The organism is Nocardiopsis alkaliphila YIM 80379, from assembly GCF_000341005.1.
Taxonomy (GTDB): domain Bacteria; phylum Actinomycetota; class Actinomycetes; order Streptosporangiales; family Streptosporangiaceae; genus Nocardiopsis; species Nocardiopsis alkaliphila.
Genome location: NZ_ANBD01000124.1, coordinates 40,163 through 61,650 on the forward strand (window position 1 = coordinate 40,163; position 21,488 = coordinate 61,650).

19 protein-coding genes and 2 tRNA genes are annotated in these 21,488 nt (G+C 67.7%); 11 read left to right on the forward strand and 10 right to left on the reverse strand.

The genetic code is table 11. From position 1 onward, the window contains the following. Window positions 1–54: 54 nt before the first annotated feature. The 5 genes from D472_RS0117485 to D472_RS0117505 all read right to left on the reverse strand — a co-directional run bounded on the left by D472_RS0117485 (window position 55) and on the right by D472_RS0117505 (window position 4,842). A complete protein-coding gene (locus D472_RS0117485; protein WP_017605766.1) occupies window positions 55–939 on the reverse strand; it encodes an alpha/beta fold hydrolase in 885 nt (294 codons plus the stop codon). A 25-nt stretch (window positions 940–964) separates the two neighbouring features. Continuing rightward, entirely contained in the window at window positions 965–1,297 is a 333-nt protein-coding gene (locus tag D472_RS0117490; RefSeq protein ID WP_017605767.1) for a DUF4873 domain-containing protein, read from the reverse strand. A gap of 15 nt (window positions 1,298–1,312) precedes the next feature. Continuing rightward, window positions 1,313–2,824, reverse strand: coding sequence for a flavin-containing monooxygenase (locus tag D472_RS0117495; RefSeq protein WP_026117811.1), 1,512 nt, complete (start codon window positions 2,822–2,824; stop codon window positions 1,313–1,315). A 236-nt stretch (window positions 2,825–3,060) separates the two neighbouring features. Further along, complete coding sequence (locus tag D472_RS0117500; protein ID WP_017605769.1) at window positions 3,061–3,975, reverse strand: AurF N-oxygenase family protein; 915 nt, start codon at window positions 3,973–3,975, stop codon at window positions 3,061–3,063. 12 nt (window positions 3,976–3,987) lie between these two features. Then, on the reverse strand, window positions 3,988–4,842 hold the full coding sequence (locus tag D472_RS0117505) for an SDR family NAD(P)-dependent oxidoreductase (RefSeq protein ID WP_017605770.1): 855 nt from the start codon (window positions 4,840–4,842) through the stop codon (window positions 3,988–3,990). Window positions 4,843–5,204: 362 nt separating this feature from the next. Here D472_RS0117505 and D472_RS0117510 point away from each other — a divergent pair, with 362 nt between their 5' ends. Then, window positions 5,205–5,984 carry a MerR family transcriptional regulator gene (locus tag D472_RS0117510; RefSeq protein ID WP_017605771.1) on the forward strand — a complete coding sequence of 260 codons (780 nt, stop codon included), beginning with the start codon at window positions 5,205–5,207 and terminating at the stop codon, window positions 5,982–5,984. A 106-nt stretch (window positions 5,985–6,090) separates the two neighbouring features. Here the strand turns inward: D472_RS0117510 and D472_RS0117515 are convergent, their stop codons facing one another. Continuing rightward, window positions 6,091–7,941 (reverse strand): GMC oxidoreductase, encoded by a 1,851-nt coding sequence (locus tag D472_RS0117515; protein ID WP_017605772.1) that lies wholly within the window; start codon window positions 7,939–7,941, stop codon window positions 6,091–6,093. 217 nt (window positions 7,942–8,158) lie between these two features. On the opposite strand from D472_RS0117515, the gene D472_RS0117520 reads away from it, so the two are divergent. Together D472_RS0117520 and D472_RS0117525 are read left to right on the forward strand one after the other, a co-directional pair. Beyond that, window positions 8,159–8,803 carry a DUF6230 family protein gene (locus D472_RS0117520; protein ID WP_017605773.1) on the forward strand — a complete coding sequence of 215 codons (645 nt, stop codon included), beginning with the start codon at window positions 8,159–8,161 and terminating at the stop codon, window positions 8,801–8,803. 4 nt (window positions 8,804–8,807) lie between these two features. Beyond that, window positions 8,808–10,208, forward strand: coding sequence for a DUF6114 domain-containing protein (locus D472_RS0117525; RefSeq protein ID WP_017605774.1), 1,401 nt, complete (start codon window positions 8,808–8,810; stop codon window positions 10,206–10,208). 67 nt (window positions 10,209–10,275) lie between these two features. Here D472_RS0117525 and D472_RS0117530 read toward each other — a convergent pair whose 3' ends face one another. Beyond that, on the reverse strand, window positions 10,276–12,096 hold the full coding sequence (locus D472_RS0117530) for a UvrD-helicase domain-containing protein (protein WP_026117812.1): 1,821 nt from the start codon (window positions 12,094–12,096) through the stop codon (window positions 10,276–10,278). A 762-nt stretch (window positions 12,097–12,858) separates the two neighbouring features. Between D472_RS0117530 and D472_RS0117535 the strand changes: the two genes are divergently transcribed. The 3 genes from D472_RS0117535 (at window position 12,859) to D472_RS0117545 (ending at window position 15,932) form a co-directional block, all read left to right on the forward strand. Further along, window positions 12,859–13,488: a DUF1707 SHOCT-like domain-containing protein gene (locus D472_RS0117535; protein WP_026117813.1), complete on the forward strand. Its 630-nt coding sequence runs from the start codon at window positions 12,859–12,861 to the stop codon at window positions 13,486–13,488. Between the two features lie 77 nt (window positions 13,489–13,565). Beyond that, window positions 13,566–14,183: a SanA/YdcF family protein gene (locus tag D472_RS0117540; RefSeq protein ID WP_026117814.1), complete on the forward strand. Its 618-nt coding sequence runs from the start codon at window positions 13,566–13,568 to the stop codon at window positions 14,181–14,183. 291 nt (window positions 14,184–14,474) lie between these two features. After that, a complete protein-coding gene (locus D472_RS0117545) occupies window positions 14,475–15,932 on the forward strand; it encodes a hypothetical protein (protein ID WP_017605778.1) in 1,458 nt (485 codons plus the stop codon). A 302-nt stretch (window positions 15,933–16,234) separates the two neighbouring features. On the opposite strand, the gene D472_RS0117550 is transcribed toward D472_RS0117545, so the two are convergent. Both D472_RS0117550 and D472_RS0117555 read right to left on the reverse strand, forming a co-directional pair. Beyond that, the gene (locus D472_RS0117550; protein WP_017605779.1) at window positions 16,235–17,227 is read right to left on the reverse strand and encodes an N-acetylmuramic acid 6-phosphate etherase; all 993 of its coding nucleotides are present in this window, start codon (window positions 17,225–17,227) and stop codon (window positions 16,235–16,237) included. Window positions 17,228–17,311: 84 nt separating this feature from the next. Then, window positions 17,312–18,343 carry a MurR/RpiR family transcriptional regulator gene (locus tag D472_RS0117555; RefSeq protein ID WP_051046019.1) on the reverse strand — a complete coding sequence of 344 codons (1,032 nt, stop codon included), beginning with the start codon at window positions 18,341–18,343 and terminating at the stop codon, window positions 17,312–17,314. Between the two features lie 451 nt (window positions 18,344–18,794). On the opposite strand from D472_RS0117555, the gene D472_RS0117560 reads away from it, so the two are divergent. The 5 genes from D472_RS0117560 (at window position 18,795) to D472_RS0117580 (ending at window position 20,888) form a co-directional block, all read left to right on the forward strand. Then, on the forward strand, window positions 18,795–18,980 hold the full coding sequence (locus tag D472_RS0117560; protein WP_017605781.1) for a hypothetical protein: 186 nt from the start codon (window positions 18,795–18,797) through the stop codon (window positions 18,978–18,980). A gap of 124 nt (window positions 18,981–19,104) precedes the next feature. Next, a tRNA-Lys gene (locus tag D472_RS0117565) sits at window positions 19,105–19,178 on the forward strand. 212 nt (window positions 19,179–19,390) lie between these two features. Further along, window positions 19,391–19,464, forward strand: a tRNA-Lys gene (locus D472_RS0117570). A 220-nt stretch (window positions 19,465–19,684) separates the two neighbouring features. Continuing rightward, window positions 19,685–20,164, forward strand: coding sequence for a septum formation family protein (locus D472_RS0117575; protein WP_017605782.1), 480 nt, complete (start codon window positions 19,685–19,687; stop codon window positions 20,162–20,164). A gap of 127 nt (window positions 20,165–20,291) precedes the next feature. After that, window positions 20,292–20,888: a septum formation family protein gene (locus tag D472_RS0117580; RefSeq protein ID WP_017605783.1), complete on the forward strand. Its 597-nt coding sequence runs from the start codon at window positions 20,292–20,294 to the stop codon at window positions 20,886–20,888. On the opposite strand, the gene D472_RS28240 is transcribed toward D472_RS0117580, so the two are convergent. Then, window positions 20,822–21,460, reverse strand: a complete 639-nt coding sequence (locus D472_RS28240; protein ID WP_152447994.1) for a hypothetical protein — start codon at window positions 21,458–21,460, stop codon at window positions 20,822–20,824. The two genes, D472_RS0117580 and D472_RS28240, sit on opposite strands and share 67 nt — an antisense overlap. Between the last annotated feature and the right edge of the window lie 28 nt (window positions 21,461–21,488).

Consider the following 21,488-nt stretch of genomic DNA (forward strand, 5'->3'; position numbering starts at 1 on the left):
CGCGCTGCCGTAGACGCCCCGGCGGGCGCCTACGGTTTCACCCGAGTGAGGGAATCAGACCCTCAAGTGGGTGATGGCGAGTTCGCCGACCAGTTCGGCCAGGGTGTCCGGAGCCTCCAAGGGGCCCATGTGTCCTAGTTCAGGGAGCTCCCGGACCTCCTCGCAGTTCGGGAGTAGTTCGCCCAGGTGCCGGGCGTGCCAGAGCGGGGTGAGCTTGTCCTCGGAGCCACCGACGACCACGGTGGGTGCGGTGATCCGGCGGACGTGGTCGTCCAGGTCCAGGGTGGTCATGACCCGGCCCCACTCCCCGCGAGGGACGTTGCCGCAATCGTGGACCAGCCTGTCGCACAGCCGTGCGGTCCTCGCGTCGGCCTTCTTGCCGAGGACGAGGAACTTGAGGACCTTCGCGCTCACCGGACCGGGCGGGCCCAGGGGGAGCGACGCGGTCAGGAAGACCTTCGCGCCCAGGGCGCCCAGAGGCCCCGGCAGGGGGAACGCCGTGGATCTGGCGGGCAGGTCGGTGGATCCGGTGTTGGTGAGCAGGACCGCGCCCACCCTGTCTTGGAAGGTCTTGCGGGGGGCGGAGGCCATGATGGTCATTCCGCCCATGCTGTGTCCGGACACCACGGCCTTCTCGCCCTCGGGAACGGTGGCCTCCAAGACGGCGCACAGGTCGTCGGCGAGTTTCTCGGTGCCGTATCCGGCGCGGGTGAGGGGGGTCTGGCTACGGCCGTGGCCGCGCTGGTCGTACAGGACCACACGCAGGCCGGGGTCCAAGAGGCGGACCACCGGTCCCCAGGAGGCCAGGGAGGTCGCCCAGCAGTGTGAGAAGACCACGGTCGGACCATCGCCTGGACCGCGTACCTCCACGTGGAGTCGGGTGCCATCGGCGGAACGGACATCGAGTTCTTGGGCTCTGTGCAGGTGTGGTGTGGCCATCGGGGGTCGCTTCTCTCCTCGGTCGTCAATCCTCTTCGAGGACGATGTGGGGAACGGCGAAGGGTGGGGTGCCCGAGCCTTTGATCGGGTGCCCGCCCCACAGGTTGGGGGCGTCCAAGGCACCCACCCCTTCGTGTCCGTCCGGGGTACGCACCACCACGGTTCGCGCTCCGTCCTCGTACGCCTTGGTGAGGTCGGGGTTGGCGGCCAAACGGCCGGTCCACCTGTAGTCACCCGTCAGGGGGGAGAAGTGGCCGGCCAGATGGGCCCGGACCTGGACCCCTTCGGTGGCCTCCTCGGAGAACAGGACCGTCACCGTGCCCTGGTATTCCTCTTCGTCATCGTCGAACCCGCTCAAGGTGTTACTCCTTCGTCAGGCCGGAACGCCGTGCTTCTCGGTCGAGGGGATGCGGCGCAGGTCGTAGTTGTGCGGATCGAACCAGCGGGTACGCAGTGCGTAGCTCCAGGTGAAGGTGGGCCACAGGGTGGTGTTGCGTCCCTCCTCGTTCAGGTACCAGCTGTCGCAGCCACCGGTGACCCATACGGTGCCCCGCATCGACCGGTGCACCATCTCGTTGTAGGAACGCTGGGCCTCGGCGTGGGGTTCGAGTCGGTCGAACCCGTTCTTGCAGGCGAACTTGAGCGCTTGCATCGTGTATCGGATCTGGGCCTCGATCATGAACACCTGCGAGGTGTGTCCCAGGCCGGTGTTGGGTCCGGCGAGCACGAACAGGTTCGGGTATCCGTGGACGGTGGTGCCACGGAAGGCCTGTGCGTCGCTGCCCCAGTACTCGGCCAGCGATCGCCCCTGGGAGTCGTACACGCGGCGAGCGATGGGCGGATCACTGACGTGGAAACCGGTACCGAGGATGAGGGTGTCCACCTCGTGCTCGGTCATCTCGCCGGAGGCGTCACGGGTGACGACGGAATTCGGACGTACCTCGACGATGCCGTCGGTGACCACGTCCACGTTGGGGCGGGCCAAGGCGGGATAGTAGTCGTTGGACATCAGGATGCGTTTGCACCCCGCGCGGAAGTTCGGAGTGAGCTTGCGGCGCAGTTCGGGGTCCTTGATGCTGCGGGCGATGTTGGCTCGGCCCAGGCGTTCCACGATGCCGAGGAACCTGGGGTTCTTGGCGAACCCCAGGACGTAGGTCTCCCGACCCCAATAGATGCTCTTGCGGGCGATCTGTTGGGCCCCGGGAACGTTGCGGTACAGCCATCCCTCCAGACGGGTGATGTCGCGGTCGTGACGGAACATCACCCAGGGAGCGGTGCGCTGGAACAGGGTCAGCCTGTCCACCTTCGGTTGGATCCGTGGCACGAATTGGATGGCGGAGGCGCCGGTGCCGATCACCGCGACCCTGCGTCCGGCCAGATCGTGCTCGTGGTCCCACTCGGCGGAGTGGAAGAGCTTGCCCTCGAAGGTGTCCAGCCCCTTGATGTCGGGGAGGGAGGGATCGGCGAGCGGGCCGGCGCCGCTCACGACGAACTGGGCGGTGACGGTGCCACCGGTGGTCTCCAGCCGCCATCGATTGCGGTCGGGCTCCCAGTGGGCCGCGGTGACCTCGCTGCCGTAGCGCACGTGATCGTCGATGCCGTGCTCCCCGGCGACCCGCTTCATGTACTCCCAGATCTCGGGCTGGGGGGAGAAGGTCCGGCTCCAGTGCGGATTGGGCGCGAAGGAGAAGGAGTACAGGTGGGAGGGGACGTCGCAGGCGGCGCCCGGGTAGGAGTTGTCCCGCCAGGTCCCACCGAGGGCGTCGGCCCGTTCGAGGATGACGAAGTCCCTGAGCCCGGCCTGCCTGAGACGGACCGCCATGCCGATCCCGGCGAAACCCGAGCCGATGACGGCCACCCGGTAGTGCGGCACTGCTTCGGTCACGTTGCTCTTCCCTTCGTAGGGCACGATCGGGGCGATAAAACTCTACCGACCGGTAAGTATGGCCCCGGAGTCACGGTGCGTTCCGCGTCCGGGGAGAGGTGCCGGGACCCGAGGACGTGGCGCGTTCGCCCTCGGGCCCCGACGTTGGGACCGTCGTCGCAAGACGTGGCGCGTTTCGCCTTCCGACGACGGTGTTCTCGGGGGACCATCGTGGTCCCGGGCCGTGGCGGGGAAGGTCAGCGGCCGAGTAGACCGGCCTTCTTCCAGAAGTACCTGCCCAGGCCGGAGATGGCGCCCGCGGTCTCCAGGGTGTCGACCACCTTTCGGGAGGCCCAGGTCTTGGTCTCGATCCAGCGGGGGTTGCCCTTGGCGACCCGGTAGGCCTCCTTGGGGTCCAAACCGACCTGTTCGTAGACCTTCGGGTTGATCAGGCGGGTCGCGGAGTAGTAGGTGACCAGGCCCAGCACGATGCGGCTGTAGGCCTTGTTGAGGGCACCACGTCGAGGCCAGTCGCGCTTGAACTCCTCGCGGGCGTAGCGCATGTGCCTGGCCTCCTCGGTCACGTGGATCCGCGCGACCGCGCGCACGAGCGGGAGGACCTCCTCGTCCGGGATGGCCTCACGCTGGAACTGATCCAGGACCTCCTCGACGAACAGGGCACCGGCGAAGATCAGCGGGCCGTGCGCGATCGTCTTGAAGAGTCGCCCGAGCTGGTGGGCGACCGGGTCGAGCCGGTGAGCCTCCCAGCCCAGCTTCTCGATCATCTTCGCGAACATGACCGTGTGCCGGCACTCGTCGGCGATCTCGGTGTAGGCGTACTGGACGTGAAGGGTGGTGGGGTCGTTGTCGTAGGTGTGCCGGACCAGCATCTGCATGAGGATGGTCTCGAACCAGATGCCGATGGTGGCGATGCTGGCGACCTCCAACCGGGACAGTTCCTTGCGCTGGGCGTCACTCAGCCGATCCCACAGGTAGGTGCCGTAGAGGGAGATGCGCTCGGGACGGATCGCCCACATGTCGGGGTCGACGGGGGCGTCCCAGTCGATCTCGACGAGCGGGTCATAGGAGGCCTTGGCGGAACCGCGCAGGAGACGCTTGGCGATGTCCTCGCGGTCGGTGGTCTTGGGTTTGGCTGCGGCTTCGGCGGTCATCCGGTTCCTCCTTCAGGAGAGGGTGGTCGGGGCGTGCGGGGTGCCGTGGCGCGAATGCAGCCCCCGCGCGATCTCCGCGTCGGCGAATGTGCCGTCGGTGAGAAGTAGTCCGAGTTGGAGCGACACGATCTGTTCGGTGGTGCCCGGGAAGTGTCGGGTCAGGTGCAGGGCGGCGGTGCCCAGGGGGGTGGAGGCGATGTCTCGCGGGGGACGTCCGGCCCCGGCGGCGCGGACCACCGTCATGACGGTGTCGCGCGTGGTCTCGGCGGGGACCAGACCGTCGAGGGAGGCGCCGGTGGCGCGGGAGCTCTCGTGGATGGGGGTGTCCACGTAACCGGGGTAGACGGTGGTGACGCCGACGTGGGTGCCGTACTCGGCGCGCAGGGAGTCCGCGTAGGCGGAGACGGCGCGCTTGGAGATGGTGTAGGCGCCGGCCAGGGGTACTTGGAGGTGGGCCAGCAGGGAAGCGGTCACGATGACTCGACCCCGGCTGCGCACCAGGTGGGGCAGGGCGGCCGCGGTGACCCGCCACGTACCGAGGAGGTTGACCTCCAATGCCTGCAGGGCGTGGGCGTGTGGTGGTTCTCCCAGGTCCACGGAAGGGCCGACACCGGCGTAGTGGATGAGCAGGTCCAGTTCGCCGCCAAGCCGTTCGATCGCTTCGGCGACCCCTTCGCGTACCTGTTGGTCGTCGGTGACGTCACAGGCGATGACCCCGGGGGCGGGCTTGTGATCGATGCCGACGACGTTGACGCCGAGGTGGCGCAGGACCGCCACGGTCGCGCTTCCGAAGGCTCCGGAGGCGCCGGTGACGATGGCGTTCTGGCCGGGGAGCCGACGCAGGTGGCGCGGCAGGGGGGTCCTCATGTGATCTCCTCCACAGTCATTGCCGGAACGTTACAACGAGCATTGTCACAATGCAATGGGGTGGCGTCAGAAATTTACTCGCGAGTAGGTTCTGGGTGTCCGCAGGTCGCCCGGGGATTCCTGGTCGCTGTCCTTCTTTGCGCCCTCCCCGCACCCGATGCTCTTGCCCCCAGCGCTTGGGTTGGCGCCAATGGCAGCGCCGGGGGCAAGGGCGACGCCGTCCTGCCCTGGTCGGGCCCTCGGATCACGAACACACCTCCCCGTGCCCGACCAGCACGATCACGCCCCCACCCTGGGCGCTCCGCCCACCCCGGGGCATGATCGCTCGATGTTCTCGGCCGGCAGCCTCTTAGGCTGGTCCCATGGCCGAATACCGCATTGACGAACTCGCCCGGCTCGCCGAAACGACGGTGCGCAACGTTCGGGTGTATCAGGATCGAGGGCTGCTCGCCCCACCTCGACGCCAAGGGCGCGTCGGCATCTACTCCGAGGCACATCTGGCACGTCTGCGGTTGATCGGCCAGCTTCTTCGCCGTGGCTACACCTTCGCCAACATCGGCGAGATGTTCCAGGTATGGGAGCGCGGTGGTGACCTGTCGGAGATCCTCGGTTTCGAATCCGCGATCGGTGACGCCTGGAGTGACGAGATCGCCGACTACCTCGGCCTCGGTGACCTGAGGGAGCTCTTCGGTAAGGAGGTGACCCCCGCCACGATAAGGCGCGCTCTGAAACTAGGGCTCCTCGAGCGCGACGGCCTGCGTTTCCGGGTCCCCAGCCCTCGCCTGCTCCACGCCGGGGCCGAGTTGGTCAAGCTGGGGATGACGGTCGAATCCGTCCTCGACATCGCCGAGAACCTGAGGGAGAAGATCGGCGACGTCTCCGAACACATGGTCCGCCTGGTCTCCGACCACATCATCGCCGAGTACGCACCCGGAACCGTGGTCCGCAGCGATGAGGTCGCCCAGATCGCCGATTTGGTCCGCCGAGTGCGCCCCTTGGCCCAACAGGCCGTCGACGCCGTTCTGGCCCAAGAGATGGCCCACCACCTGAACGACGTGATGGGCCACCATTTCGCCGAGGCCATGGAACACATCAAGGCCGAGCAGGAAGGCGACCACGTGGGTTCGGCGGAACGTCCCTGAGCCTGGTCCCGGAGTCGCGGTGGGCTCCCGGCGCCGCTGAGGGCCGGGCCCACCCCTCACCCGAGCCCAGGGGTCGTTCGCTCGGGTCGTACCCGGATCGGTCGGCTCAGGAGGGGTCCGGCTCGGCGGTCTCGGAGACCTTGGCGTCCGCACTCGGATCGACCACCGTCAGTGGCAGGGGCCGGGTATAGCGCAGTTCGGCGAACGCGCCGGCCGGGACCGCGGGAGCGTGCGGGAAGACCGGTGCGACCTTGCGGTAGGCCTCGCCCTGTACCGGGCGCGTGTCCTTCTCGCCCTTGTTGGGCCACATCGACATCGCCCGTTCGGCCTGGGCGGTGATCGTCAGCGACGGGTTCACCCCCAGGTTCGCGGTGACCGCCGAGCCGTCCACCACATGCAGCCCCGGGTGTCCGTACGACCGGTGGTAGGGGTCGATCACACCGTTCTCGGGGCTGTCCCCGATCGGGCATCCACCCAAGAAGTGCGCGGTCATCGGGATGTTGAACGGGTCGCCGAGGGTGCCGCCCGGATAGCCGTCGATGCGTTCGGCCAGCCGGGTGGCGGCTTCCTGCCCTTCGGGGATCCAGGTGGGGTTGGGTTCACCGTGGCCCTGCCGCGAGGTCAGTTTCTTGCGTCCACCGAACGGTCCGCGCTTGAGCGAGGTGGTCAGCGAGTTGTCCAGGGACTGCATGACCAGGCCGATGATGATCCGCTCGGACCAGCGACGGTTGGAGAAACTGCGGGCGAACACGTAGGGGTGCCGCAGGGCCAGCCCGATGTAGCGCAGCCAGCGCGGGATCCTGCCACCACCCGGCACCTGGATGGTGGTCAACAGGCCCATCGCGTTGGAGCCCTTGCCGTAGCGGACCGGCTCGATGTGGGTGTTCTCGTTGGGGTGGATGGAGGAGGTGATCGCCACCCCATGGGTGAGGTCCTCGTCCGGCACCTTCCGGCTCATGGCGCCCACCAGCGCCTCGGAGTTGGTACGAGTGAGGGTTCCCAGTCTGTCGGACAGGCGCGGCAGCATCCCCTCGTCACGCATCCGGTGCAGCAACGTCTGGGTGTTGTAGGTGCCGGCGGCGACCACGACCTGGCGGGCCGTGAACGTGCGGGCGTTCCCCTTGCGCCGGGGCGCGTCGGTGCGGAGGGTATCGACGGCGAAGCCACCTCCCTGGGATTCGGGCAGTTCGCGTAGTCGTTCGACGGTGGTCAGGGGATGGACCTCGGCCCCGTCGCGCTCGGCGAAGTACAGGTAGTTCTCGGTGAGCGTGTTCTTGGCGCCGTGACGGCAACCGGTCATACATTCACCGCACTCGGTGCAGGCCTTGCGGTCAGGGCCCGCGCCGCCGAAGTAGGGATCACCCATGGACTCACCGGGCGCGGCCTTGGTACCCGAGCCGTCCCGACCATCACCGAAGCACACGCCCACGGGGGTCATCCGGAAGGTGTCCTGCACGCCCATGTCCTCGGCGACGGCCTTCAGGTGCACGTCGGAGGGGGTCATGGTGGGGTTGGTGCGTACGCCGAGCATGCGACGTGCCTGGTCGTAGAAAGGGGCCAACTCCGACTTCCAGTCGGTGATGTGGCGCCACTGCGGGTCCTCGAAGAAGGGATCCATGGGGTGGTAGAGCGTGTTCGCGTAGTTGAGCGAGCCGCCCCCCACGCCGGCCCCGGCCAGGACCATGACGTCCCGGAGCAGGTGGATGCGCTGGATGCCGTACATGCCGGCCCGTGGGGCCCACAGGAAGTTCTTCAGGTCCCAAGAGGACGAGGGCAGGGTCTGGGGAGTGAAGCGTCGTCCGGCTTCCAGGACACCGACGCGGTATCCCTTCTCGGTGAGGCGGAGCGCGCTCACCGATCCGCCGAAGCCGGAGCCGATCACGATCACGTCGTAGTCGAAGCCGTCGTGGGGTGGGTTCTGGTCGGCGGGGGACTCTTCCTCGCGCTGAGGGGGCATGGCTGAAGCCTCTCTCCAGTCAGAAGCGGACGCCCGTAATGCGCCGGATACGAGTCCGCAACGATGATTGCGCCATCTAGAAATGTGACATTTACTATTGTAATGTTCTTCATTACCGCCGAGTAAGGTGTGTCCCATGTAACACACGTGGCGTGCGTCGGCGCAAGCTCCCTTCCCTCACGCCGTCCCCCGACGGCGGAACCTTCTGGAGGTAGACATGCCCAAGACCTCTGAAGAGGTGCCCGAGGCATCTCAGGACGCACCCGAAGAGCACCACGGCGGGGGGACCCGCTGGCGCAGGTTCGCTCTGCTCGCGGTGCCCGGCTTCGTCGCTGCCGCGGTCCTGGGCGGCGCGACCACGCAGGGTCTGCTCGCTGCCTCCTTCGCGGTCTCCGGAGACAGTTTCAAGATGTCCGCGGATCAGCTTTCCGGCACCGGGTTCGCCCAGTACGGAGACGTGGCCAATTCGGTCGACGGTTCGGCCCGTCCGGTCGGTCTGTCCACCGTGGACTCCACCGAGCTGAAGAATTTGTGCATGTCCTCCCTATGGGACCTGCCCATCGGTGAAGCGACCCTGGTGATCAAGGCCGGGGCCGATTCCCCGGTCGAGGGCACCTCGATGGTCATCGACATCGAACAACTCCAGGGCAACGCCGAGTTCAGTGCCATCGAGATCGGCCGTGACGCCAGCACTCTCGACAAGGCCGACGGTGGCCAGGGACCCGCTGGTGGTTTCGGGCTTCAGGCCGACACCATCGAGGTCTCCGACATGGAGCTGACCTCCTGGGCGGTCACCTCCGGTTCCCTGCGATTGAGCGGTCTGAACCTGGCCATCCGCCCTGGTAACCACGAGTGCTTCTGAGCCCATGGCCCAAGTGATGAACACGCTCCGTGCGGGATGGGGATGGTTTCGCGCCTGGCGGCGTACACGGCCGTTCTGGGGCGGACTCCTCCTCCTGGCGGCCGGAGTCGAGCTGCTGGTCGCACCGGCCGCGCAGAGTCTGATCCTGCCCATCGACCTGATCATCTACGCCGGTATCGCCGGGGTCTCCGGCACCCTCATCGGTGTCCTGTTGATCGCGATCGGTGTGCTGAGCTGGCTGCAGCCGGCCCAGCACACCTTCTTCGGCGTGGTCGGACTCATGCTCGCGCTGGTCTCCTTCGTGACCTCCAACTTCGGCGGCTTCGTCATCGGGATGCTGCTCGGTATCGTCGGTGGTGCGCTCGTGTTCGCCTGGGGCCCTGACGCCCGGCGAAATCCACGTGGTCGCCGCCGGGCCGGGGCCGGCGAGGCCCTCGCCCGGACCACGGAGACCGAAGGACCCGACGAAGGCGAAGAGACCGCCGTGACCGAAGGCGGCCCTTCGCTCACCACCTCCGAGGACGAGGCCGACACCACCGTCGACGATCCGCGCACGGACGCCCGCCCCCTGGCCGCGATCGCGCTTCCCCTCGCCGTGGCGGTCACCATCGCCTCCGCCCCGGCCCCCGCCCTGGGCTGGCCTTGGGACTGGCTCTTTCCCGGGGACGAGGAGGAACAGTCCGAGGAGACGCCTGAGGAGGAACCCTCCCCGAGTCCTTCGGAGGATCCCGAGGACCCGGAACAGGGAAGCGACCCCGAGGACGACGCTCCCGAGGACGACACCCCCGAGGGCGAGACCGATGAGGAGGAACGGGAGGAGGACGAGGAGGACCTCGACGCCGAGGACGCCGACGCCGAGGACTGCGAGCTGCGCATCGGTGACTCGGCCGTCATCGACGACGAGCAGGAATTCCTCCGCGCGGTCCTGGCCTGCGAGGCCGCGGAGGAGGAGGGCGCCTATCCCGAGGTCATGATCGACTCCGAATACGACTGCTTCCGCGGCTCGGTCCGTGACTCGGGGCTGACCGCCGACAGCCTCACCATGTTCGGCGCCCGCTATGAGGGAGTGGTCGAGTGCCCCACCGCCGATGGTCCTCGGCGTTACCTGCGGCTCACCATGAGCCGCAGTGACATGGACGGCGGTGAGCTGTGGTTCGACGACGCCGGAGTTCGGATGTCGCTGGGTCTGCCCACGATGCGGATGGACGGCAACGTGGAACTACACGTGACCAGCATGAGCGTGCGCTTGCTGGGGATCCCGCTGACTTTCACCCCGGACTTCCCGCCGCCTCTGCTGTTGCCGATCATGTACGTCACCGACGTCGACGTCGGTGATCCGATGGCCTCCACCGACAAGATGACCATCCCCGGACTCGACTCCCAGCACGCCGGCGGGGGTTCTTGAGCCCCGGATCCGGACTCGGGTCGGGGGCGTCGCGATCACGCGGCGCCCCCGACCTTCTTCGGTTCCGCTACCGACTATCGGAGATGAGTCGACTGGGCCGACCCACGTAGGACACGTACAGCGCGTCCCGTGCTCGAGTACAAGCCACGAACAACAGCGTCCGCTCTTGCTGGACCGCGTGTTCCAGGGCGACCTGGTCACCGTCGGCCGCTTCGATCGCCGCCTTGGGCGGCAGTAGGTGATCGCTCACCCCCACCAGCGCCACACAACGGAACTCCTGTCCCTTCATCCGGTGCATGGTGCCCACCCGCACCGCTTCAGGGCCGTTGACGCCCTCCAACGGTGTGGTGGCGATCCCGCTCGCCTCCAGCTCCTTGGTGATCTCCCGAGCGACCCACTGGTTGCGCCCGGCGACCGCGATCTCGCTCGGGTTCACACCGGCCCCCGACCACACCCGTATCCACTCACCCAGAGCCTGAAGCTCCTCGGCGCGGTCGTCGCAACCGCGCAGCACCGGTGCGGGACCGTGCAGCAGGGAACGGTAGCCGGCGAGGGTGTCGGCGTCGTCGGCCGGGCCCGGGGCGGGGCGTCGTCCCAGGATCGGCGTACTCCAGTCGAGGATCTCCTGGGTCACCCGATAGCCGACCCTGAGCCGTTGGCCTCGTCCGCGCACGTTGATGCCGAGAGAGGCCAACGACACTCGGTCGTCGGACACCCGCTGGTGCGGGTCGCCGACGATGAACAGGTCATCCGGCCCCTCGGGGACGGCGGCGCGTAGCATCCGCCACTGGGTCGGGTGCAGATCCTGCGACTCATCGACCACCGCGTGCCGGTACAGCGGGTCCGAACGCGTGAGCAGGCGGGCGGCCTCGGCGGCCAGTTGCGTATAGGACCACAGCCCCTCCACACGCATCGCGCCCACGTACCGACGGATCGTCTCCCAGACCTGGCGTCGATGTTCGGGGGCCAAGTGCTGGACGCGGCCACTGCGTTCGCACCGAATGTAGTCGGGCAACAGTTCCAGACCCTTGGCCAGGATGACCTGTTCCCACTCGTCGACCAGGAAGCGTCCGGAGAACGGGAGCCCGTCGGCGAGGGCGACCGCCCGCCAACGCTGGGCGAGTTCGTCCCGGCCGATCATCCGTGGGGCGATGCCGGTGCGTGACTGCACGATGGAACGGCCCAGGCTGTCGATGGTGGCCACCCGGACACGGGAGCGGACTCCGGGATCGGGCAGGAGTTGGTCCAACCGTTCGGCCAAGGTCTGGGCCAAGGTCCGGTTGTAGGTGGTGAGCAGGATCGATTCACGGTCTTGTTCGGGGCGGGCGGTGGCGTCCGCTTCGGCCAGGTGCGCGGCTCGGTGGAGCGCCATCACGGTCTTTCCGGTCCCTGGGCCACCGGTGAGCCGTACCGATCCGTTGAAGTGGGCTTCGGTGATCCGCTGCTGGTCCGGGTGCAGGGTGATCTGCCACTGGTCGAACGGCGCTGCGAGGGCATCGGACAGTTCGGGCGGGCCCACGGGGGTGGGGTCGGCGACCCTCGGCCCGGGGGCGGTGAAGGTCTCCGGGCGCAGGTTCCGGGCGTAACTAAGGGCTTCGGCGCGTGGCCGCACGGTGAGTAGCCGGTAGTTCGAGTCGTCCTCATGGGCGTCCCGGCCCTCGGCTTGGGCGTCCGGTGCGACGCGTGTGTCGGGAACGATGACGCCGAACCAGTCGGGGGCGATGTCGACGACCCGGATCCGGGGATCGGCGGCGCCCGCGACGGATTCCGATCCGGGGTCTTCGCCCGCCTGGTAGGCGCGCATCACGGCCAGGGTGCCGAGTTGGACGTCGGGCGTGAGGCGGGTGAAGTCGTTGAGGAACGTCGGGGCGATCGCAAGGGCGGACACGTCGTGGTCTCCTCCGGTCTTCGACCTGGTGATGGCTCTGCTGGATGGTCGGAGCGGATGGGCGTCGCGCGAGAAGAGGTCGGTCGGGTGACCGTTCGCGCTCACTTGGAACATGCTCGCCGTGGAATTTGGGCAAACGCTTCCGAACAGGTGGTGAAGGGTAGATTCCCCCGAACGTCAAAGGGATCACGTTTTGGCAGCTCAAAGCTTATTTTACGGAGACGTGTTCGAAGATTTTCGAAGGACTTCTCCGCACTCTTCGGGGTCGGTCGCGTGACCAGGGGTTCTTCGGTGGTCCTCTATGTCCAGATGTCGATTAATCGTCTGGCCGAAACTAGCCGACGTAGGCCGGATAGGGCCCCTTGCTTGGAGGCGGAGGTTCAAGGGGCAGGATGGGGCGCAGTGGATCGGGCGACCGAAAACGGGGCGGGGCGCGGTGCCTCCGGCTCTCTCGGTGAACGTGAGAGCCCGACCCTCGATGCTCACTCTATGGCCACATGTGGACACGTTCTGTGCGTAGGGGTTGTGATGCGGGATCGTGGACGGAGCCTGGGAAGGAATCCCACATGGTTCAGGACTCTGCCGGGGTCCGTCCTACCCCGGCAGAGTCCACAACCACCCTAGAGAAGCGATACCCAGCCTCCGTCCCGCCCAAAGCGGGAGGGTGCCCAGACCCTTACCTCCGGTGGGATTCCTTCCTCCTCGCTCCACATGCTCTAACGTGGGTCTGACAAACCGGGCAGAAGGAGCGGTAGGAAGCACGTGGGTCCCAATGACATGAGTCGGATGCGCATCTCCGACGCCGAACGCGACCAGGTCTCGGAGATCCTGCGTGAAGCCGCGGGGGAAGGACGCCTGGACCTCGAAGAGCTGGATGAGCGGATCAGCGCGGTCTACGCCGCCAAGACCTACGCGGACCTCGAACCCATCGTCGCCGATCTGCCCGCCGGTGCCGCAGGCCTCACCTCCGGTGTCACCGGAGGATCCGCCATCACCCAGCACCAGACCCCCTCGGCCGTTCCGGCCGGACAGGTGCTGGCGCTCAAGGGCAGAGGCGATCAGGTGGTCCGCAAGGGCGAATGGACCGTGCCGCACCGTATCGAGGTGGACGCCCGCTTCGGTTCCATCAAACTCGACTTTCGCCAGGCACGCATCTCCACCCCGGTGGTCGAGGTCTGGCTGGACGCCTCTTGGGGCTCGGCCGACCTGATCCTGCCAGAGGACGGCACCGCCGAGATCGACGTCGACTCCTCCTGGTTCGGCAGCCTGCGTTCGGACGTCGACTCCATCCGCCGGGCCGACGCCACCCACTTCGTCATCACCGGAACGGCCCAGGGCGGCGGCCTGCGGGTGCGTCACAAGCGCGCCGGAAGCTGGAACTTCTTCTCCTGACTCGACCTCCGCCGCCGTGCGCCATGATGGTGGGGCACCGCGGCGTCGGCCGTGGCCGACACGGGAAGGCGGCGGATTTGCCAATCTGGATCGGGACCATCGGTCTCGTGGTCCTCGCCCTGGGGCCGTACGCTTGGACGCGCCTGGCCTGCCTCGGGCGGTGCCCGGAGATCACCGACGCCCCCCACCGGCCCGTGGCCGTCGTCTTGGGCGCCGCTGCCTGGAGCGAAGGGCCCTCACCCCTGCTGGCTCGGCGTCTGGACCTGGCCGTGCGCCTCATGGACGAGGGAAGGGTCGACCGGATCCTGGTCTCCGGTGACAACCGTGAGGTGTCCAACCGCGAGACCGACACCATGACCCGTTACCTGGTGGAACACGGAATCCCCGCCGAGCGGATCGAGGCCGACCCGTACGGCTATCGCACCTGGGACACCTGTGTTCGAGTAAGGAACCGGTACGGGGTGGACGCGGCCACCATGGTCACCCAGTCCTTTCACCTGCCCCGAACCGTGGCCTTGGCCCGCGCCGCCGGTATCGATGCCCTGGGTGTGGGTGACGCCAGCCTCGGCGCACGTAGGCGGTCGACGGTGATCGGTTACCTGCGCGAGGTCCCCGCCGCCGTCAAGGCTCTCAAGGACGCTCTCCTACGCCCCGAACCGGCCCACAGCGGACGCCCCGACCCCCAAGAGGGTTAGGCGCAGTGTCTTTTAGCGCCTCCGCTTCGCTTTGGCGTGTTCGGGCGCCTGGGAGCCAGGAACCTTCGGTACCTACGGTGTGATGGCTCCTACCTCGCGATCCCACCTACGGAGCCTCCAGGCCCGGCTCGTCGAAACTCGTGTAAGCGCCGGAGACGGGGGCGCCGGGGAAAGGGCCATCGGCCGCCGGACCGACGCCGTCGAGGGTGCTGACGAGCGAGGAATGGGGGAGCGGAGGCGTCGAGAAGACCACCTACGTCGAGCACGGCCCGGAGCCGAGATAATCAAGGCATGAACGCCACGACGGGAAACGAACCACACGACAACGCCGCCGACGACGTCGCCCCCGAGGTCGACTGGGCCTCTCTCGCCCCGAGTGGGGAGCGCATCCCCGAGCTCCTCGAACGGGTCACCCAGAGCAACGATGCGCTGTCCGACCTTCACGACATCATCCGGTTCCCGGAGCCCGGTCACCGCGCCGCACCCGAGGTCGTCGACCACTTGGTCGACGCCGCGACCGCCGACACGACTCCGGACATGGGCCGGTGGCGTCCGCTCAGCCTCCTGCTGGAACTGGTCGGCGCGCACGCGGAGGATCGCTTTCCCCAGCACCGCGACCTCGCCCAGTGGCGCGACGAGGTGGCCTGGGCCTCCACCAACGACGTGGAGAAGGTGCGCGCCCAGTACCGGACCTGGCGGGACGAGGCCCCCGACGAGCAGCAGTATCACCGCATGCGCAACCGTCTCGTGGTCATGGAGTCCGATGCGGGTGCCGAGATCCTTCAAGCCGAACTCGACACCTACGAGGCCGTCCTGGCCCGTGTGCCCGACCTGGCCACCCTGTTGCACGGTGGCACCAACCGCGGCGGCATGGACCGGGCTGGAGAGTGGGTGAGCTACCTGTTGGCGTTCCTGCCCGATGAGTCCGAGCGGATCGTCTCGGAGATCACCGGCGCTTCCCACTTCCTCCTCGCCAAGGACCTGCGTCCCACCCCCAAGGCCCCGACCGGCCTGCGCGAGGCCATGGAACAAGCCGCCACCGGCGGTATCGGTCACTTTGAGCCCCTGCCCGCCGAACTGTTCGCCCTCGGTTTGCTCGCCACCCCGCACGACATCGACACCACCATCGGGCTCACCCACCAGATGGCCGGGGGCAACCTGTACAACTCCTTCGCCGCCTCGGTGTCCATGGTGCTCATCCATGGTGAGAACACCCCGAGGGAGGGCCTGCGGCGGATCGGTCGCGGCGGCGGCACCTCCATGGGTTACGAGGGACTGTTCAACGAATCCTGGCCGCACTGTGGTCGGCGCTCCCCACAGGTCCTGGGTTTCCTTGCCCTGGGTCGGGCCGGGGACAGGGCCCGACGACTGCGCCTGGACATCCTGCCCGGGCTGATCAAGACAGAGGAGGAATCCCGGGCCCTGGTCACCGGAGTCGGCCTGGAACTCGTCCTGGGCCCCCGCTCCAAGGACCGCACCCCCCAAGAGCACGTTCAGGCCGAGTACGACGAGGAGACCCTCAAGGTTCTGTGGGCCATCGCGGAGCTGCCCGCTTCCGCCTGGGAGGACGAGGAGTTCACCGCGACCTTGGCCGCGTGGGCTCTGCCCGAGGACGCCCAGGAGTACTGCGCCCTGGTCGGAGTGGAGCCCGAACCCGAGCCCGAGCCCGCCCCGGAGCGACCTCAGGCCCCACAGGCCCCCCAGGCTCCGCAGGGATTGTTCGGGCGCCTCTTCGGAGGAGGCCGCTGAGCCGCCTTGGCGGTTCCCGCCCCGGTTCGGGGCCCTGACCATTCGATCGCCCCCTCGGCGGCCTGGGCCGGGCCCCGTTCACCCCGGTCCTCCGTGGCGCTCAAGGACCGAAGAACGGGTGTGCGGGCGCGGAAGCGGGGGGAGCGGGTCTCGCCCGTCACGCTTGCGTCGTGAACCGTTGGCGCTGGGCGCGCCGCCGCTCGGCCCCATCGGCGCGATCCTGGACGATCGAGTCCTCGGGCACCCGGGCCCGAGAGATCAGGGGCGGTGGTCGACCACGGCCGCCGCCCCCTGGCAAGGCCCTAGGAGCCCGACCCCAAGCCGTTGGCGGGATCCAGTTCGGCCAGGGCCACCCGCACCCGCCCACGGGCCCGGTCCAATGCCTCAGCCGCCCGATCGGCGTCCACTTCGGCCAACAGCGACACCAGCGCCACTCGGGTGTCGCCCCCGGCCGCGGTCAACGCCTCCGCGCAGGTCTCCTCCTTCGACCCGGTGGCCTCCATCAGGATCGTCACCACGCGTCCTCGCAGCTTGGCGTTGGTGGCGTCCACCCCCACCATCAGGTTCGAGTAGGTTCTGCCCATGCGTACCATCACCGCGGTGGAGAAGGCGTTCAACAGCAGTTTCTGCGCGGTGCCCGCCTTCATTCGGGTCGACCCGGCGATCACCTCGGCACCCGTGGCCACCCCGACGTGGACGTCGACGGATGCGGCCAGCGGGGCGTCGGGGTTGGCGCTGATCAACATGGTGGAGGCCGACCGTTCTCGGGCCGCCTCCAGTGCCCCGCCCACGTAGGGGGTGCGTCCGCTGGCGGCCAGACCGATCACCAGGGCGCCCTCGGGCACCTCGGCGGCGTCGGCACGACCGGCCTCCCAGTCGTCCTCGACCCCTTCCAATGCCTTGGACAGAGCATCACCGCCACCCGCGTGGTGGGCCACGACCCACTCCGAAGGGATCCCGTAGGTGGGTGGTAGCTCCGCGGCGTCCTGGGCGGCGATCCGCCCCGAGGTGCCCGCTCCGAAGTAGTGGATGCCGGCGCCCGCCTCCAAGGCCGCCACCCCCATCTCCACGGCCTTGGCCAGGTCGGGCAGGACCGCGGCCACGGCCGCCGTGACCGTGGTGTCCTCGGCGTTGATCTGGCGCAGGATGTCCAGGGCCGGGAGCAGGTCGATGTCGTAGGTGCCCGAGTTGCGGGCCTCGGTGGGAGACCGCACGATCACGGCCTCGCCATCGTCCGTTCCGCCCCTTCGTCCTCCATCACTGCCGTACACTGCGCTCTCCTGTTCACTCCGCACCCGTGCGTGTCCTTCCATACCGGCCGCGTCGAGGACCGGGCCCGGCGCGACCGGAGCACGGAACGAGAGCGACGCGGGTAGCGGTCAGTCGTCGTTTCCCTTGCTGCTGTCGGTGCTGCTGTGGTCACCACGGTCGGTTCCACCGCCGGTGACGTTCTTGGCCGGTTTCTCGGATCGACGACGTCGACGATCGTCGTGCAGTCGCAGACCTCGCACCGCCTCGTAGGTGTTCTCCAAGGCGCTTCGGCTGTCGGTGTAACGGATCTGGGCCAAGCCGACGAACAGACAGTCCACCACGGTCAGTTGGGCCAACCGGGAGGCGGTGGCGCCCGAGCGGAACGTGGTCTCGCGCGCCGCGGTGGTCAGGACGTGGTCGGCGAAACCGATGGGTGATCGGGGGAAGTTGGTGATCGCCACGGTCTTGGCGCCCTGGCGCCCCGCCTCGGTCAACGCCTGGACGGTATCGATGGTGGTGCCGCTGTGCGAGATGCCGATCGCCACGTCCCCTTCTCCCAACAGAGCGGCGCTGGTCAGCATCACGTGCGCGTCCGACCAGGCGAAGGAGGTCAGTCCGATCCGGTGCAGCTTCTGCTGGAGGTCGGCGCCGACGAACGCGCTCGCGCCCACCCCATAGACGTCGACGCGCCGGGCGTTGGCCATGGCGTCGATGACCTCGCGCAGTACCTCCACGTCCATGGCGGCGCCGGTTTCCTCGACGGCGCGTGCGTCGGTGTAGGCGATCTTCTGAACGACGGTGAGGAGGGTGTCGTCGGGGTTGATGTCGCTGGCCAGCTCGGTGGTGTTGGTGCGGGCGCCACGGGCCTGACCGGCTTCGGTGGCCAACGCCAGACGCAGTTCGCGATAACCGGTGAAGTCGATGGTCCGGCAGAAGCGGATGACCGTGGCCTCGGAGGTGGCGCAGTCCTTGGCGAGCTGGGTGATGGAGGAGGCCGCAGCGCGTTCGGGGTCGTCGATGACCCGCTGGGCCACGCGCTGTTCGGCGGGGGCGAGTGACGGGAGCAGGGAGCGGATCCGCAGCACCGTATTGGGCGCCGGTGACGCGGAGGCCTCGCTCGGGCTGGAGGTCTCGCCAGACGACTTCGGAATTTGCGCCATGGAGGAAAGTTTCTTTCGGTCGTGGTGCAGAGTCAACGCACTGACGGGAAAAACCGGGAGATTCAAGGATTTCAAGGGACGGGCCGTGCGGCAAGTATCCCTGCCCATGTGGAGAGAGGCCAGCTCAGAAGGCATATCGGTGAGCTTGAAGAGCGAGCGGACCCGGCACAGGGTGCTTCGTCCACGACCCGGTGATCGCGGTTCCATGCGCCGGGCCCTGAGCGCGGGCACGGCCGCAGGGAAGTACCGACCGGGCTCCGGCGCCCGCACCGAGTCTGAAGCACCGTTCTTACGTTCGGTTTTCAGGAAGGACGAAGGGGGGAACGGACAGGCGAGGAGGTCGATCCCATGGAAGGCGTGAGTTCGGGTTTGGCCAACAAACGGTTGTGAGATCGAACGATTCTTCACTGAGGGGTGCTCAGCGCTCCGATGAGTCGCTAGTGTCGACCTCATGACGCAGAACAACGATCCCAACCTCGACCCGGCGGGGACCACACAGCACTTCCGCCGCTTCGTCGACGACAATCCCGAACCCGAAGAGGCTCCGCGCCGCCCGATCCTGCCGCTGGTGCTGGCCGGTCTGGGTCTCGTGCTGGCCATCGGGGTCGTCGTCGCCCTGATCATGGCCTTCTCCTAGGAGGACGCCGCGATGTGACGGGGCCGACTCCGACCGGCTCCGCGAGTGGTTCGCGACCACCCCGTGCTCCTGCTAGAGTTGACTCCGTTGCCGCGAAGAGCCGCAGGGTTTCGGCGCGGAGCCGGCGTCATTAGCTCAGTTGGTCAGAGCAGCTGACTCTTAATCAGCGGGTCCGGGGTTCGAGTCCCTGATGACGCACAGCAGCGAAGGCCTCGGCCGACGAATCCTCGTCGTCCGAGGCCTTCATCGTCGGTAAGGGTGTTCAGGCGTACTGAGGCGCTCGAGAGTGATCGGGGTGGCCTGGCGCACAACCCCGTCCGAAGAAGCCGTGAACGGCGCAAGCCGCTCTGGAGTTCCGGTAGAGTTGTCCATGTCGCCGTGAGGAGCCCCAAGGCCTTCACGGGGAACCGGCGCCATTAGCTCAGTTGGTCAGAGCAGCTGACTCTTAATCAGCGGGTCCGGGGTTCGAGTCCCTGATGGCGCACAATCACGAAGGCCTCGGCCGACGAATCCTCGTCGTCCGAGGCCTTTCTCGTTCCCGACCGACCCCGCCCCTGACCGCACCCTCGGCGGCTACGTTCGGTCCCTACCTCTGCCGGCTCCGTGACCAGGGGAATCGGATTGACATGGGGTCATTGTTGGTGAATTGTCTTTTTGTCGCATTTTGTGCGGCCTTCCCTCCCTAGACCCAACCGGAGACCCTCATGTCCGCGTCGTCCCCCATCGTTCGCAACACCTGTCTCGCGGTGCTCTCCGCGGGCGCCGCCGTCGCCCTGTCCGCTTGTGGCCTGGTCCAGTCCTTCCTGGGCACCGGTAACGTCATGGAACTCCAGGTCGGTGACTGCTTCACCGAGTCCGAGATGGAAACGGCCATGTCCGACACCGAGGTCAACGACATTCCGCTGGTCGACTGTGCGGAATCGCACGACTCCGAGTTCTTCCACAGCGAGATCCTTCCCGACGGCGACTACCCCGGTCAGGACGAACTGTGGGCTCAGGCAGAGGAACTCTGTGAGGGTGAGGCCTTCACCGAATTCATCGGGGTCGAATGGAACGAGTCCGAGATCTATGCCTCCTTCCTCACTCCGATGGAGCAGGGCTGGGCACTCGGTGACCGGGAGATCCTCTGCTACGCCGTGTCCATGGAACCGGTAACCGGCAGCCTCCAGGGTGTGGCCCGCTAGCGGCCACCTGGGAGAAAAAGGCACGAACCACCTGTTCGGGTGGAACCTCTTCGGCTTTCGGCGCATCGATATAGATGGCGGCGACCATCCGAGGTCGGTGCCCGAAAGACGATCCCGTGGAGTACCCATGCTGTCCCAAGCGCGCCGGTCCCTCTTCGCTCGTGTGTCCCTGGGGACCCTGGCCGCCGGGGCCGCTTTGTCCCTGTCGGCCTGCGGGCTACCGATCCTCCCCCCGGCCTTCCAGGACGCCGGGGAGGAGCCCTCTTCGAGCCCCGAACCGATCGAGGTCGAGGAAACGGAGAGCGAGGAGCCCGTACCCCTGGAAACCGAGGAACCCGAAGGCCTGGGCCCCGAGGACCAGGACGTCCTCGTCTTGCGCGAGGGCGACTGCATCAACGAGTGGACGGCCGATGAGGACGACATGGTCAGCACCGTGCCCAAGATCGACTGCGCGGAACCCCACGACCTGGAGGTCTACTACGAGGGGGTCCTGGAGGAGTCCGGTGCCTACCCGGGTGAGGCCGAGGTGATGGACATGGTCGACGAGGGCTGCGATGAGGCCTTCGAGGACTTCGTCGGGGTCGCCCAAGAGGATTCGTCCTTGGTGGTCTCCACCCTCTTCGCCACGGAGGAGGGGTGGGCCCAGGGGGATCGCGGCTACCTCTGTCTGGTCGGCCAAGCGACCGAACAGACCACCGGAACCCTGGAGGATTCCGGGATCTGACCCTTGGTTCGGCCTTGTGGACCGGGCCTGGAGGAACTCCACGGAATCGAGGGCACCGAAGCGGCCCGTACCGTCGGATGACGGTACGGGCCGCTTCGGCGTGAGGAGCGGTCCGGGGCCGGTGATACCCGAGGGCCCGGGGCGGACCGGCTCGTCTCATCGAACTCCTCGAAGCGTTGGAACAACCCGATCAACTCCTCCGTTTCGGGCTGCTGAGAGGCCACGTCCGGGCGGGGCGGATCCGCGCGCTCCAGGTCTGGTGGGTCCGCGCCGTCCACGCGGTGGGCGTCCACCGCCTCGTCCGCACACGGCAAGGGTGAGCCGAGGCCCTTCTGGCCGGGCCTCGCGTGGAACCCGTGGCCACCGTCATCGGTGACCGTGACCCAAGACCCCTCCAAGGACTTGGCCATGGCCGGGCCACCCGGGTAGGCGATGTCGGTGTCGGCGGGGACAGTGGCGACGGAGTCGGCCGTGGCCAGGGACAGGGCGAGACCGGTGACTGAACCGGTCGAGGTCTCGCGGATGACGGTACGTGCTGGAGCGCGGGTTTCCCTTGCCGGCCCGTCCGTCACCGGTGGACCGGGCTCGCCGGTGACGAAC

Excerpts from the sequence above, each read along its gene's own strand:
- D472_RS0117485 (WP_017605766.1), bottom strand. The coding sequence starts at position 939 with ATGGCCACACCACACCTGCACAGAGCCCAAGAACTCGATGTCCGTTCC.
- D472_RS0117500 (WP_017605769.1), bottom strand. The coding sequence starts at position 3,975 with ATGACCGCCGAAGCCGCAGCCAAACCCAAGACCACCGACCGCGAGGAC.
- D472_RS0117505 (WP_017605770.1), bottom strand. The coding sequence starts at position 4,842 with ATGAGGACCCCCCTGCCGCGCCACCTGCGTCGGCTCCCCGGCCAGAAC.
- D472_RS0117510 (WP_017605771.1), top strand. The coding sequence starts at position 5,205 with ATGGCCGAATACCGCATTGACGAACTCGCCCGGCTCGCCGAAACGACG.
- D472_RS0117515 (WP_017605772.1), bottom strand. The coding sequence starts at position 7,941 with ATGCCCCCTCAGCGCGAGGAAGAGTCCCCCGCCGACCAGAACCCACCC.
- D472_RS0117520 (WP_017605773.1), top strand. The coding sequence starts at position 8,159 with ATGCCCAAGACCTCTGAAGAGGTGCCCGAGGCATCTCAGGACGCACCC.
- D472_RS0117525 (WP_017605774.1), top strand. The coding sequence starts at position 8,808 with ATGGCCCAAGTGATGAACACGCTCCGTGCGGGATGGGGATGGTTTCGC.
- D472_RS0117545 (WP_017605778.1), top strand. The coding sequence starts at position 14,475 with ATGAACGCCACGACGGGAAACGAACCACACGACAACGCCGCCGACGAC.
- D472_RS0117555 (WP_051046019.1), bottom strand. The coding sequence starts at position 18,343 with ATGGCGCAAATTCCGAAGTCGTCTGGCGAGACCTCCAGCCCGAGCGAG.
- D472_RS0117560 (WP_017605781.1), top strand. The coding sequence starts at position 18,795 with ATGACGCAGAACAACGATCCCAACCTCGACCCGGCGGGGACCACACAG.
- D472_RS0117575 (WP_017605782.1), top strand. The coding sequence starts at position 19,685 with ATGTCCGCGTCGTCCCCCATCGTTCGCAACACCTGTCTCGCGGTGCTC.
- D472_RS0117580 (WP_017605783.1), top strand. The coding sequence starts at position 20,292 with ATGCTGTCCCAAGCGCGCCGGTCCCTCTTCGCTCGTGTGTCCCTGGGG.